Genomic DNA, 14308 nt, shown 5'->3' with positions numbered 1-14308 from the left:
CATGGAAAAAGATAAAACAAAATTCAATTACTATCAAATCATTTCAATAGATTATTTTTCGGCATTGTTAATTAAACATAGCTAGTTCTTTATTCCTATATTTCATCAAGAGCAAAACGGAGATTTTTAGCATTTCAAGACTTTTAGTATAACACTTTGACTTTCTCCTTAGTCTTGCCAGGAAATGCCTAAATATGCTGTTGTATCCTTCAACAGTATATGTTTCTGCTTTTGATCGAGTATGGATGTTTCTGGGGACTAACTTGGCATATGCCCTCCAATAATCCGTCATTACTTCCCCAACCTCTTTTGTCTTTAACTTTTTCCAGAGTTTTTGTCCTGTTTTTGTTCCTCTGCTGCCAAAAGAGCAATCGATGAATTTCTTCCCATATCTATCAACAGCAATCCATATCCAGCAGTAGTTTTTTTATTCCCAATATAAGTATGCATCTCGTCCAATTCCACAACAGAAATCTCATTTTCACTTTTTAGATCCTCTAATTCACTACCAAATTTTCGAATCCATTTTTGAACAGAAACATGACTAACGCCCAAAAAACGTCCAATTGAACGAAATCCCAACCCCTCCAGATAGAGTTGTAAAGCCTGTCGCTTAACAGATACGGGGCTAGCGGTGGATTTTATATCTACTGAATAGTTGTATCCACAATCATGGCATTTGTAGCGTTGTCGACCATCAATCCTACCGTTCTTCTTATGACTGGAACTCTTACACTTTGGACAATTCATATATAAAAAGAGGCCATCATATTATATAACGATGTTTAATTACCAAAGCCTTTTTTTGACATTATATGCTATTTTTAATTATTTGAAAGTTGCACCACAGGAGGTTTTGTGGAGATTGAAAATCATCTCAACATCCATAATTGTTCTCTCGATAATCTTTTTGATTTGGAGGTGGCATTTCTTTCATGTTCTATACATGCGGAGTGTGAATGTCACCGGATATATTCATTCAGCAGATGCATTCAGAACTGGTGGTTCAAGAGTTGAATACAAATATGAGTATAAAGGTGAAAAGTACTGGAGAGGAAATGCGTTAACACATTCAGTATTTTTCAATTGTAATTTTCATGACGGTGACGAAGTAGTTCTCCAGATTGATCCAGAGAATCCCAAATGGGCGGTAATAAAGGATATTTATTTCTGATTTCTCATTCCAGTAAGAAACATATTTTGAAAGGATATCCTAATTTGCCAAGTAAAGGAAATGCTTCCAACAGCATTTCAAAAAACATAATTTTACTTATATACTACTTGGTTTTACTGCAAGGGTGAAAGAAGAAAATTTCCTATTAATTTGCATAATCGGAAAACTCAAAAGAAACCTGTCTATCAAATTCATTTTAATATTTCTCGCATATTTTGCTTCGATAACCCTATCATTTATGTCAAAATGTTTATCCGTAATAACATTCTGGATTAATGGTATGAATGATGAATACAGCAACAAAATGAGTGATATTTCAGATATCACCCTTATTCCCGGCTGGAACACTTCACTTGCATCTGCATTTTCAGCCTATAAAGGACCATATATTCCCGGCAGGATTGCAGCCCAACATAAGACAGTTTGCAATATCCTTACTGAAAATGGTGAGGTACAGGCAGCAATATCAGGGGCTATGCGTAAGGTCGGCAAGCAGCCGGTTGTCGGGGACTTTGTTGTACTGCTTGATCAAAGTGACATTAATTCATACACCATCGTGGACATCCTTCCACGAACTTCCTGTCTATCCAGAGGCTCTGCAGGCGAGTCCGGTGAAGAGCAGTTGATAGCTGCAAACATTGATACTATTTTCATCGTTACTGCTGTTGGACATGATCTTAACGTGCGAAGACTTGAAAGATATCTCACCATCGTTTATTCTTCCGGTGCAAGACCTGTTATTCTCATTAACAAGATTGACCTTGCTGAGAACCTGCCGGATGATCCCTCACAAACAATACAGGAAATAAAGGATATGGCTGATGATGTTCCGGTAATCACTCTCAGCGCCCTCTCAAAGACAAATCTGGAAAAACTTGAACCTTTTATGAACACCGGTGAAACAATAGCACTCATCGGTTCCTCAGGAGTTGGTAAATCCACACTTACCAATGCGTTTTTCGATCACGATGTCCAGAAGACATTAGATGTCCGTGAGGATGACGATAAAGGGAAACACACAACTACTGTCAGACAGCTTTTCATCCTCCAAAACGGCACAATTTTCATTGACAACCCCGGTATCCGTGAGATACAGCTTGGCGATTCATCTGATGGTCTCGACAGGACATTCTCCGATATTACTGAACTTGCTCAAAACTGCCGTTTCAAGGATTGCACACATCGGAATGAGCCACATTGTGCCGTTAGGAATGCAGTGGATGAGGGAATTATCACGCAAGAACGATTTGATAGCTACCATAAGCTGAGCAATGAACTGGCTTTTCAGGCAACTAAGGCTGAGATAGGGTTGAGAGGGGTAGAAAAGAAGAAATGTAAAGGAATAGCAAAGGGAGCAAAGAAGTATCTGGAAGCTAAGAAGGAGTGGTAGGAAGGTTGAGTGCAGGCAAAGGAAATCATTTGAGTTTGACAAGCCTGCATTGTTTGATTCCAATACTTGTCGAATAAGAAAGAGCGATTACTCGCCCTCCCTCTTCTAAGAACCGTACGTGAAAATTTCTCTTCATACGGCTCAAGCATTCTATAACCCTTTAAGTATCAGGCAGTTGTTAGACTTTCCATGATATTTTGCTTCGACGCCACTAGTTTCTGTTTTCTCAGATAGCTTATTCTCCATTTAAAGTATTCTTTGTCTACATATGGGTTCTTATCCATTTTTATGCGTGGATGTCTTACAATCTTTGTATGTGCAAAAGATTTGAGTTTAAGCCCTTCTGTGGAGAATACCCATTTCCTTGACCCTACCCTATGCCAATATCTATCTACTATCCAGTGGTGTGATTTATCTGGATGCCGCCTTTTAGCCCACGTCCATAGCATATCCCATAATCTGGAATCAAGCTTACTGAACGTATTTTTAGAGACAACTGAACGGTGATATTCGCTCCATCCAGTGATAATAGGGTTGAGTTCCTTAATGAGAGAACTCTGAGACCGAGCTTTACCTTTCTTAATCACGTTGCTAATGCTTTTTGTGATATTCTCAATAGATTTGTTCGAGGGCTTGGTTAGAAGTTTACCATTATATTTCCGGAAATTCCATCCCAAGAAGTCAAATCCATCGTCTATGTGTGAAACAAGAGTTTTCTCACGAGATAGTTCTAAACCCCTATCTTTCAAGAATAGTCTGATAACCTCAGCAATATCTTTAGCCACTTCCTCTGAATCAGCAGTGACGATAAAGTCATCTGCGTATCTCACAAAATTGACTTTATGGGAATTATAACTTTTTTTGTTAATAGTTCCCTTCCTGTTTGTATGATATTTGCATGCTATTGCATTTTTCATACCGTCCAATGTGATGTTTGCCAGTACTGGAGATATTATTCCACCTTGAGCAGTACCTGCTTTGGTGGGATTCAGATGTCTATTATACACAAAACCAGCTTTAAGGAATTGCTTTAGTATTGACCGGTCCATAGGAATATTGTTCAAGAGCCATTCGTGATTTATATGATCAAAGCATCCTTTTATGTCGCCTTCCAAAATCCATTGAGCAGAGTTTCTTTTACTCAGACATGCGAACAATTGAGCTTCTGCATCTTTTGAACTTCGATATTTACGGAATCCAAATGATGTTCTGTCTGCTGTGGTTTCTGCTATTGGGCTTAAAGCAAAAGCATATAATGCCTGCATTGCTCTATCGTACATTGTAGGAATGCTTAATGGTCGTTTTTTCTTCTTTCCTTGTTTCTCAATATAGATTCTTCTCAATGGTTTAGCTTTGTAGCTCTTACCAGACAGTTCTAGAACGGCTTTCATCTTAGATTTGGATGTTGTCCATTTTTCTCCATCGATTCCAGCTGTTCTTTTACCTTTGTTCTGTGTTACTTTCTTTACTGCCAATAATTTGGCATGAAAAGAATTGGTAAGCAGGTATTGTAGTCGTTTAACTAAATGCCACTTCTTTTGTCTAACCGCTTTTACAATTCGGGCTTGCAGCTCATTAACGTTCCCTTCGACTGTTTTCCAGTCGATGTCCTCCCACTTGAATGGGATTGAATTGTCTGCAAGCCTCTCACCTGATGGTGTAGTCGAGTATCTTGCATTCATAAGTTTGCCTCCTTTCATGTAATAGAACACCTACGGTAAGTCTGCTCCCTTTCGGGACAAGGCAAATTTTGAACCTCTATGCACTCCATTACAGACTGCCATTTGCTTTCTACCGTTTCCTTTATCCCCTGTGCTATTGTTCATTCTCACGAATTAACTACCTTTTTTTTTTTTTTACAGGAGCACATGGGACTTACCAAGTTCTATAATATGAATAATCACGGAAACCTTAGAAGCCATCTATAGGCCGGGAATCTGTGTCCATTCTCCATAATGTGCAAAAAACCATTATGGCCTGATTCCATACCTTTTGGTCTAAGCGTATCATTCCATTTCGCTTATCAATCATAACGACCCTTACGATGATTTGCATTATACTCTTCATAGTTTCCTTATCCTAGCAGATAGTCAAGGATTGGAATTCCTTGCTTTCCACATTGTCCTGTGAGCTTAACACAATGATGTTACCATTCTATGCATCCCACAGTAGGATTATCCCGAATGGAAGGAATAGCTGTTAAGCAATTCATATTGTAACTTCTTGTCACACTTTTGCTCTGATTTCTTCCCCATATTTTCTTTTCAGAACAGAAAACATCGTTTCTACCAGATTTCTGTTATGATATAATTCCTCATCAAATTCACATAGCATTTTCTACGGTATATCATTAAATCAAAGATTTAATGGGAGTTCCATATTTCTAATCTGGGACAAATACAATTATCCCTTTGTGTTTTCTTTAGCAAGTAATACTTAGGGGCTTTATCTTTTTAAATTATTATGCTGAAATAAAACATGAGGTGGGTTTTTTACACAGTCTACTTATTATGGGTATTTAAATACCCCTTTATTTCCAGTGCAAATTATACTACGGAAGATATTTAATTGTGTGTTTAAGTACTTATTAGACAAGCCATTAAATCAAATATTTAATGGGAGTTCCTGATTTTTAATCTGGAACAAACACAATCATCCTCTTTGTGTTTTCGTTAGCAAGTAATACTCAGGAGATTTATCCTTTTAAATTATTATGCTGAAATAAAATATGAGATAGTTTTTCTACACAGCTAAATTTATACGCATGCTTTATGAAGGTATGTTATAAGACTTTAAGAGTCACAAGGGTTACCCGGCTGTACTTGGTATAGTGCAGTGCCGATTAAGTATATATGAATAACCATCCATTTATCATTGTGGTTCAATGTCTTCAAAGGACATTCAACCATAAAAACGACATAAAGGAGTTAAAAAAATGAGCGTAAAGGAAGATATTCATTCACAGATCGTTGGCGGACTTGCAAATGCAACATTCCCTATAAACACACCTGAAGATTTACTTGCAGCGTTCCCTGCAGGTGCAGACACAAAATGTAAATCAGGAGATGTCGAAATAACTGCACGTGAGGCAGGTACACTTCTTACAGCAGAGGACTCCCCATTCGAAAGTGCTAAGCAGGTAGCAGACATTCTCGTTGGAAGGGCAGGGCTATAAGTTCCCTTTCTTTTCTTCTCCAGTTCTAAAAATCAATTGTTAAATATCCTTTTTGATCTCAAGCAAATCCAGGGTTTCTGGATTCCAGATTAATTATTTATAATTCTTAGATTTGCTGTTTTTACTAGTTTTGCTTCCTAAGCAGTAACTATTCAGCCTGATAAAAACGCTATCAATAACAATCTTGACAAAAAGTTGAAACGTAAATTTCATTAGGATCATTTATTTTGATTGTTGCTATTGATTGCTTTTTTGATTGTTAGATTGTTAGTGAGCAGACATCTCTATTTCGATGAAATCAGTACCAATAGGCAAATCGTGCCAGGCTGAATAGTTACCCTAAGCAATGCAATTTAAAATGAACTTTCATAGCAAACGGCTTCATCCCCTCTCCCCCCACACCCCCCTCACCCCTTTTTTTTACATGAGTCCCTGTAGTAGACGACTTCTCTTCCCTTCTTCCACTTCATGTAATACAAATTTCATTTAGAGAATCCATTATCTTCCATAAACATAGTTACTAAAATCAATACTCTTTTCTTACCAACAAGATACTGGACCAATTTCTTAGCTTTCAGTAGAAATATAACTCAAAATGATTGATTTTTTAAAATGATTCTGAAGCTAATGCCCACTAGAAACTTTGAAGAAAAAATAAGATGAAAAGCAATTTAGTTTCAGTGCCCATTTCAAGTATAGGTTGAGGGCATGGGGGGTTGAAGTTTCTCAAAGTTGAACAAAGATAAGCAGGAAAATATATCTGTCATTAAGCACAAGCCACATGCTCATGTTTCAAATTAATAAAATAGATAAAGAATCTATCAAAGAATTGACAGATGCTTATTACACAAATATTACTGCTCCAATGGATGATATGTGGGAATCTGGTATTATTCCAGATGGCGATTTTTATACAATAGAAAGAGAAGATGTACTTGGTTATTTTGTAGTAGATGCTGACAATACTCTAATGCAGTTCTTTATAAAAGGAGAGTATGAGAACGAAGCTCCGAATATATTTGAATTCATAAAGGATCAAAAAAAGATCAATAAAGCTTTTGTAAGTACTTATGAACCAAGATACCTGTCATTGTGCTTAGATAAGAATTATGGTGTTGAAATTAATTCTATTCTGTACACTGAAATGAAAGCTGTTGAATTCAAGAAGCCTCTGGAGTCAATTAGCTCTGAATTTGCGAAGATGGAAGAGCTAGATGAAACATTAGCATATTTTAAAGATAAAGTAGGCATTGAGGGAGATTGGCTCGTTGCATATCTTAAATATGTAATATCTGATCAGAGAATAGTTCTCTTTAAGGTTGGAAACGAGATCATTGGGACTGGTGAAATGAGACCCAGCCATAGTAGTGAATCCTATGCAAATATTGGAGTGACTGTATCAAAGGATTATAGGAAGAAGAACATTGGAACATATATATTGTCACATATGAGAATCTTAGCCAATGAAAAAGGATTAAAAGCAATCTGCTCTACAACTATAGACAATATCGCTTCTCAGCGTACAATTGAGAAAAGTGGTTTCGGTTCTTACCATAGAATATTGGTAACTATTCAGCCTAGCTCACTTCCACCAAGCTGATTTCTTCATCCACGATCAATTCTGCAACTTTGAAACAAATGAATTGCCATAAAATATTGCACTAATTGCATCGATAACAGATTCAGAATTCTTATTAACAGTAGACACGTATCCTCTTATACGGCAGAAATTTTTTGCACCCTGTTCACTGCGGAAAGTACCTGATATCTTCTGCTGTACTTTCGTCATTCTGATCTCTCTTTCAGCCTGATTGTTATCAAACGGAACGTTTTGGTCGTACATAAATCGCAAGATATCCTCTTTATGGCCAATAAACCTATCCAGCAAATTCTTTACCGTGGTCTGCTTCTTACGTCCTCGTTTTTTAGACCGCACATTTGATTCCGGATCAGGAGGATTTTCATTCACTCCTAAACAAGTTATGTGATCATAATCCTCACTGAACCTTTGAATTAGCTCAGTATCTAAAAGATCATTATCAACATGATGTTTAATGCATATCAAGAGATCACTCATTATCTTTGTCCACTGTTGATCACTGTTTTCGGAAGCTCCAGTTAACTCTCGTAATAAATGTGCATTACATAATGAATGTTGACATTCATATTTGTTGTACGGTTTCCAAAAATCATGTGTTGCAACACCAGTGTAACCTGGTAATATGCCCATAGCATCCATTGCTTCTGAGCCCCTTTTACGATGTGCAAAATAATAGGTCAGTTTGTCTGTACCTGCCACATGAAGCCAATTACGAACTGCATTTATTCTCATTCCTGTTTCATCCAGATTGATGACAGGAGATTCTTTCAGGAGATGTTTCACTGTATTTTCAAAAGCTCCAAGCTTCTCAAAACAACTACGTTCCGTGTTCACCAAAGTAGCAGGACTTATCTTGCATCCCAAAATATCAGAGAACAACTTGGTAACACGCTGATAAGGAAGTAATTGGTAAGTGTGCAAATAAACTGCAAATGACTTAACTCGATGACCGTATTGAGTCGGCTGAGTTACACCATCTGGAAAAAGAGCTTTGTTTACATGAGAACATTTGGGACATGTTTTAATCTCGCAACGATGTTCAATGCAATTGATAGTTATAGGAGGAATGTCAAAGACCTGTCTTCTTTCATAGTCAGAGGGAACAGAAGCTAACGATCTCCCACAATTGACGCATTGATTAACAGGATGAACAATAACTTCATCCGGATCATCATTTATTCTTAATGTAGTACCAGGATGACCGTTTTGACCACCTACATGCTTATTGGTCTTTTTTCTTTGACTTTTAAGGGTTGGTTTATTCCGTGCATAAGAATCAGTAGAAGGTGGTTTGCTACTGTTGCGACTATTCTTTTCAAGCATTTCTTCCAAATGCCTGACACGCTCTTCAAGTTGTGCAATTTGGAGAGATTGATGTTCAATTATCCCAAGTAATCGAGTTACAAGTTCTACTACTGCTTCTGGACCAGCTTCATAAACTGCAAGTATTTCTTCGCGGTCTATACAAATCCCCTCAGATTGATAGACGTTTTTTATGATATTTTACTGAATATTTTTTAACACATAGAATGAAGCCATAGTATATTGTTTTTTGCATCATTAAAACAGTCAGGCTGAATAGTTACGAATATTGATTGTAAAATTGAAATAATTATTGAGGCTTGAATATAGCAGTCCTTCCCGAATTGAAGTATATGTTAAATATAGCTATAAATCAATAATCAAATGGGGTAAAAGAATGACAGGCAAACGTGCAACTCAGAAGGTAATGTTCAGGGACGTCATGGTTATTGTAATATTAATGATTGCTATGTTCTTTATTGCAATAATCCTGGAATCTATGTAAAAATGAGCTTAAAATGGGACGCTAATAAGGTTGTGTGATTGGTTTGAGATCTCGCGTGGTTCTGGGAGTATTGGGTCCAATTATCTGGTTGCTTGCCGGATTTATGATCATACCGCTGATCGTTGCTTTGTATTATGGGGAACCCCTGCACATTTTCATTATTCCTTTCATTTGCGCAGTAGTTATTGCTTATATTTTGACATTGTTTTTCAAAAGACAGGATGAAGAATGGAATCTAAAGGAAGGATTTTTTATTGTGGCAGCAACCTGGCTTATTGCAGCACTGCTTTATTCGTTTCCCTATATCCTGGAAGGCGTACCTCCGATAAATGCTTTATTTGAATCCATGTCCGGGGTTACAGCTACAGGAGCTACTGCACTTCCCGATATTGAGAGCCATACCAAAAGCCTGCTGTTCTGGAGAAGTCTGACCCAATGGCTTGGAGGCATGGGAATCATTATGTTGTTCGTTGCTATTCTCCCAAAACTTGGAGTTGGAGGGAGGCAAATGTTCCGTGCGGAGGTTCCGGGGCTTCAGGAAGAAAGACTGCGCCCGAGGATAAGGGAAACTGCAAAGATCCTGTGGCTCGTTTATATCGTGTTGTCCATTGTGGAATTTATTATCCTGATGATCGCAGGATTGTCTCCGTATGATTCTATCACCCATACATTTACATCTATCTCATGCTCTGGTTTTTCTCCTTATGCAAACAGTATAGCAGCTTTTGGTAATCCTCTGGTAGAGGGTATTCTTGTTGTATTTATGTTCCTTGGGGGAGCAAACTTTGCCCTTCATTATAAAACGATATTTACTGATAGAAAAAGCCTGATAAGAGATCAGGAATTCAAGTTCTACCTTTTTATAATTGTGTCTGCGACCCTTGTTCTTGTTTATGAGCTCTTCAGAAACGAAGTTTATTCTATTACTGATGCTTTCAGATACAGTATTTTTCAGGTCATTTCTATTCTGACAACTACAGGCTATGCTACTGTGGATTTTAATCTCTGGCCGGATTCTCCAAGATTCATACTCTTTTTGCTAATGTTCATAGGGGGTTGTGCAGGTTCTACTTCAGGCGGTGTGAAAGTAGTGCGCTTGCTTCTTCTGCTAAAATATACCCAGAATGTTCTTTACAAGACTATTCATCCAAAAGCTGTCATACCTATCCGCTTTAACAATAAAACAGTGCCAGAAGAGATTATCCATTCTATAGTGTCCTTTTTGGTAATATATGTCCTAATCTTCGCTGCCAGCTCAACCCTGCTTTCCATGATGGGTATGGATTTCATAACTACCCTGAGCGCCTCCATTGCAACCCTTGGTAATGTAGGACCAGGTCTTGGTCTTGTAGGCCCAATGGCAAGTTTTGATAATATACCGGACCCGGGTAAGTTGATCCTCATCGCCAACATGTGGATCGGAAGGCTTGAGGTGTTTACAGTCATAGTACTGCTGACACCGACTTTTTGGAAACACTGAGGAGAATATGTGTAAAGGGCACATTGCATTGTATGAAGAAGTGTGCTGAAGGTGATAAGTCATTTAGCCTGAATTCTCATGTTAGGGAGAGGTTGGGGATGTGGGAAGGTCTTTGATAAAAATATTGGACAAAAAATAGGCAAGTTCCTTTTTTGGCTTTGGTAATTAAACATCGTTATATAATATGATGGCCTCTTTTTATATATGAATTGTCCAAAGTGTAAGAGTTCCAGTCATAAGAAGAACGGTAGGATTGATGGTCGACAACGCTACAAATGCCATGATTGTGGATACAACTATTCAGTAGATATAAAATCCACCGCTAGCCCCGTATCTGTTAAGCGACAGGCTTTACAACTCTATCTGGAGGGGTTGGGATTTCGTTCAATTGGACGTTTTTTGGGCGTTAGTCATGTTTCTGTTCAAAAATGGATTCGAAAATTTGGTAGTGAATTAGAGGATCTAAAAAGTGAAAATGAGATTTCTGTTGTGGAATTGGACGAGATGCATACTTATATTGGGAATAAAAAAACTACTGCTGGATATGGATTGCTGTTGATAGATATGGGAAGAAATTCATCGATTGCTCTTTTGGCAGCAGAGGAACAAAAACAGGACAAAAACTCTGGAAAAAGTTAAAGACAAAAGAGGTTGGGGAAGTAATGACGGATTATTGGAGGGCATATGCCAAGTTAGTCCCCAGAAACATCCATACTCGATCAAAAGCAGAAACATATACTGTTGAAGGATACAACAGCATATTTAGGCATTTCCTGGCAAGACTAAGGAGAAAGTCAAAGTGTTATACTAAAAGTCTTGAAATGCTAAAAATCTCCGTTTTGCTCTTGATGAAATATAGGAATAAAGAACTAGCTATGTTTAATTAACAATGCCAAATTTTTAAAAGAAATATTTTCTCTACAAAATGCCTTTTCTTTTCTGGAGCTTGTTTTTCAATTTTATTAAAATATTCTAAATCAAAAAATTAAGAGAACTTGCAAAACTTTCTACACCATATTTGTCTAAAATTGAAAACTCATGTTCTATAGACTGACCACCGGTATTGTATATTGTAAAACCTGTAGTATAACTATTAAGGATAGCAAATAAACTTAAAAGTGAAAGAATACCCAAAAGTCCTGCAATAAGTGCAGATATAAAAAACATACCCTCTATTGAAGAATTAAAAGTTAACTTTATTCCAAGTGAATTTAAAGATGTAACTACAATTAATATTAATGAAATGCAAAGAAAACCCACAAGCAGTCTATCAAGATGAAATTTGTTGGAAGTAGTCACAGATGCTATTGTTTTTAAAGGCTGAGTGATTTTTGTTGTTCCCATTGGTATACTATTAAATGCAATTGTAGTAGGCTTTTTTACAACCAAACTACTATTTGTTAACCAATAATTTGCTTTAATCCAAAACAGAAAAATATTAATTCGGAACACAAAAGAATATAACACAGTTTCATTGTTACTAAATGGATTATTCATGTGGCCACCTTAAAATCATTACTAAGTATATTTAGATATTCATATAAATAGATTGTTATTTTACAATTGTGCTTTTTTTGAGCACAATTTATATCTCCTTCTCAATATGCGGCAATCAAAAATCAAATCAAAGAAACACACCAAGATACATCTTACGATGCGCATTAACCAGAATAGTGATTCACATTATCTCAAAAACGAAATTCTCATTTCCAATCCAAAAAATAAAAAAAGACATGTCAATCAACTAAACTCGTTGATTGACCACCTCTCCAAAAAAGACAGGTAGTATTATTCTCTCTTAAAGCACAGTTCAATATGTTCTTTCGGTTCAGGTTCTGTCATGAGGCTCACTGCTATGGCAACAATAATGGCTAGTGGTGTAGCTATAAGGATCGGGTCTATGACTGTCCATGTACCTGTAAGCAAGGTGACCTTGCCAAACAGCGCTTGGCTTATGCCAAGTGCACTTGCTTCCTTTGCGTGAACGAATGTGAGCCAGAAAAGACTGCTGAAAGTGCCCACAAGCAGGCTTGCTATGGCTCCTTCTTTGGTCATGCGTTTCCAGAAGATAGCTCCTGAGTACATTGGAAGGAAGGCTGCTGCACAGAGTCCGAAGAAGATCGCTGTTGCTCTTGCGATTATTCCTGGAGGGAGAATGTATGCAAGTACTACGCTGATTATGATGGTCGCTGCAATGCCTGCTCTTGTGATATTTATCGTGTTTGCTATCTTTCCTTTCATGATGCCCACACGGTAGAAGTCATGTCCAAATGCTGTACCCATGGCATGGAACTGGGAACTTAGTGTTGACATTGCTGCTGCCAGAAGGGTAAGCAGGAAGAATACTACAAAATAATCAGGCATTGCGCTGTTGATGTATTCAGGCATTATCTTGTCGATGTTACCGCCTGCAACATCAAGTGCTATCATTCCTTGTGTGTCAAAGAAGTATACATTTGACAATGCACCCACGATATAGGCAACTCCTGCCATCATAAAGATGAAAGGACCACCTGAGAGAACGGCTCTTTTAAGTGATTTGGTGCTTTCCACGGTCATGAAACGTACTGCAAGTTGTGGTTGTGCAAGTACTCCTATGCCTACTCCGAGAATGATTGTAGATACAAGTGTCCACCATACGGGTGAGCCAAAGGCCGGCATGGATGTCCATCCTGTATGTCCGATGGCTGCAAAATTAGCAGGAACAAGAGGTGCCATATTTGTGAGTGCCTGGTGTGCTTCAGTAACGCCGCCAAGTTTTGAATATGTTAGCACAAGCAGGATTCCCATTCCAATGAACATCAATACTCCCTGAAGGGCATCTGTATACATAACTGCAATAAGTCCGCCTGTAATTACATATGCTGCAACGATAATGGCAAGCATCAAGACAGCGGTATTGTACTCAAGACCAAGGACAGTTTCCATGAAACGAGCTCCACCTATCAGGACACTGCCTGCATAGAGTGGCATGAATATTGTAATAAGAGCGCCTGAAAATCCCTGTATAAATCTTGACTGGAATCTTTTTCCTATAAGCTCAGGGAATGTAACAGCTTTCAGGTTGAATCCCATACGTCTGGTTCTGGAACCGAAGATGACAAAAGCGATAAAGATACCAACAACTATGTTCATGGCAACAAGCCATAGGATACCCATTCCAAATGCAGCGGCATATCCTCCGAATCCTATAATCGCAGATGTACTGATAAATGCGGCTCCATAAGAGAATGCAAGTACGAAAGGATTGACCTTCCTTCCGGCAAGCATGTAATCGTCAGTATTTTTTGTCTTTTTATATCCAAGCCAGCCGAAGTAGAAAACCACCATCAAATAGGCAAGCACGGCTATTCCAAGAATAGGTGTACTGACAACCATCAGTTACCCTCCTCTTCATCGTTCCAGTGTATCAGGCCGTATATTATACATCCAATGGCACTTACAAAACACAATATGTAAGCAATCCATATTTGCGGATCGTTTATTCCTAACATTTCTACATCTCCAATAAATTGTAATGCTACTCGTTAGCATGACACATACTTTAACTTTTCGATATTATTCAGGAATACGATGCCTTTTTTTAATGGCACAAGCTATAAATAAAAATGATTCATACTAAATTTAGTGTTAAAAACACTATGCATTTGTAACACTATTGTGCAATCAGGAAAAAACAAAA

12 protein-coding genes and 1 pseudogene are annotated in these 14308 nt (G+C 37.7%); 6 read left to right on the top strand and 7 right to left on the bottom strand.

Annotation, left to right across the window (positions count from 1 at the left end):
- Positions 1-67 precede the first annotated feature (67 nt).
- Positions 68-750, bottom strand: a protein-coding gene (locus tag WN948_RS01490) for an IS1 family transposase (protein ID WP_342303728.1) whose coding sequence is annotated in 2 segments (ribosomal slippage) — positions 68-421 and positions 424-750 — 681 coding nt in all. Because the reading frame shifts where the segments join, the coding sequence is not laid out codon by codon here.
- A 115-nt stretch (positions 751-865) separates the two neighbouring features.
- On the opposite strand from WN948_RS01490, the gene WN948_RS01485 reads away from it, so the two are divergent.
- Together WN948_RS01485 and rsgA are read left to right on the top strand one after the other, a co-directional pair.
- Positions 866-1174, top strand: coding sequence for a hypothetical protein (locus WN948_RS01485; RefSeq protein ID WP_342305211.1), 309 nt, complete (start codon positions 866-868; stop codon positions 1172-1174).
- A gap of 280 nt (positions 1175-1454) precedes the next feature.
- Positions 1455-2564, top strand: coding sequence for a ribosome small subunit-dependent GTPase A (gene rsgA / locus WN948_RS01480; protein WP_342305210.1), 1110 nt, complete (start codon positions 1455-1457; stop codon positions 2562-2564).
- Positions 2565-2731: 167 nt separating this feature from the next.
- Here the strand turns inward: rsgA and ltrA are convergent, their stop codons facing one another.
- Together ltrA and WN948_RS01470 are read right to left on the bottom strand one after the other, a co-directional pair.
- The gene (ltrA, locus tag WN948_RS01475) at positions 2732-4264 is read right to left on the bottom strand and encodes a group II intron reverse transcriptase/maturase (RefSeq protein ID WP_342304721.1); all 1533 of its coding nucleotides are present in this window, start codon (positions 4262-4264) and stop codon (positions 2732-2734) included.
- A gap of 535 nt (positions 4265-4799) precedes the next feature.
- Positions 4800-4901: pseudogene (locus tag WN948_RS01470) on the bottom strand (IS4/IS5 family transposase); the annotation flags it as partial.
- 598 nt (positions 4902-5499) lie between these two features.
- Here WN948_RS01470 and WN948_RS01465 point away from each other — a divergent pair.
- Both WN948_RS01465 and WN948_RS01460 read left to right on the top strand, forming a co-directional pair.
- Positions 5500-5739 carry an MTH865 family protein gene (locus WN948_RS01465; protein ID WP_342305209.1) on the top strand — a complete coding sequence of 80 codons (240 nt, stop codon included), beginning with the start codon at positions 5500-5502 and terminating at the stop codon, positions 5737-5739.
- 787 nt (positions 5740-6526) lie between these two features.
- Positions 6527-7339, top strand: a complete 813-nt coding sequence (locus WN948_RS01460) for a GNAT family N-acetyltransferase (protein ID WP_342305207.1) — start codon at positions 6527-6529, stop codon at positions 7337-7339.
- Between the two features lie 15 nt (positions 7340-7354).
- Here WN948_RS01460 and WN948_RS01455 read toward each other — a convergent pair whose 3' ends face one another.
- Entirely contained in the window at positions 7355-8809 is a 1455-nt protein-coding gene (locus WN948_RS01455; protein WP_342306516.1) for an IS66 family transposase, read from the bottom strand.
- 380 nt (positions 8810-9189) lie between these two features.
- On the opposite strand from WN948_RS01455, the gene WN948_RS01450 reads away from it, so the two are divergent.
- Both WN948_RS01450 and WN948_RS01445 read left to right on the top strand, forming a co-directional pair.
- Positions 9190-10626 carry a TrkH family potassium uptake protein gene (locus tag WN948_RS01450; protein WP_342305205.1) on the top strand — a complete coding sequence of 479 codons (1437 nt, stop codon included), beginning with the start codon at positions 9190-9192 and terminating at the stop codon, positions 10624-10626.
- Between the two features lie 204 nt (positions 10627-10830).
- Positions 10831-11513 (top strand): IS1 family transposase gene (locus WN948_RS01445; RefSeq protein WP_342303728.1). Its coding sequence is split into 2 segments (ribosomal slippage): positions 10831-11157 and positions 11160-11513, totalling 681 coding nucleotides; the frame shifts between segments, so codons are not numbered across the junction.
- Between the two features lie 85 nt (positions 11514-11598).
- Here the strand turns inward: WN948_RS01445 and WN948_RS01440 are convergent.
- From WN948_RS01440 to WN948_RS01430, 3 genes are all read right to left on the bottom strand, one after another.
- Positions 11599-12123 carry a hypothetical protein gene (locus tag WN948_RS01440; protein WP_342305204.1) on the bottom strand — a complete coding sequence of 175 codons (525 nt, stop codon included), beginning with the start codon at positions 12121-12123 and terminating at the stop codon, positions 11599-11601.
- Positions 12124-12414: 291 nt separating this feature from the next.
- Entirely contained in the window at positions 12415-14004 is a 1590-nt protein-coding gene (locus WN948_RS01435) for a sodium/solute symporter (RefSeq protein WP_342305203.1), read from the bottom strand.
- Entirely contained in the window at positions 14004-14120 is a 117-nt protein-coding gene (locus tag WN948_RS01430) for a symporter small accessory protein (protein ID WP_342305201.1), read from the bottom strand. The genes WN948_RS01435 and WN948_RS01430 overlap by 1 nt, the downstream gene beginning before the upstream one ends.
- Between the last annotated feature and the right edge of the window lie 188 nt (positions 14121-14308).

The sequence above is a fragment of the Methanolobus sp. ZRKC5 genome (assembly GCF_038446525.1).
Taxonomy (GTDB): Archaea; Halobacteriota; Methanosarcinia; order Methanosarcinales; family Methanosarcinaceae; genus Methanolobus.
The sequence above is the reverse complement of the archived record's forward strand: the minus strand, read 5'-3'. Positions and strand labels throughout refer to the sequence as shown.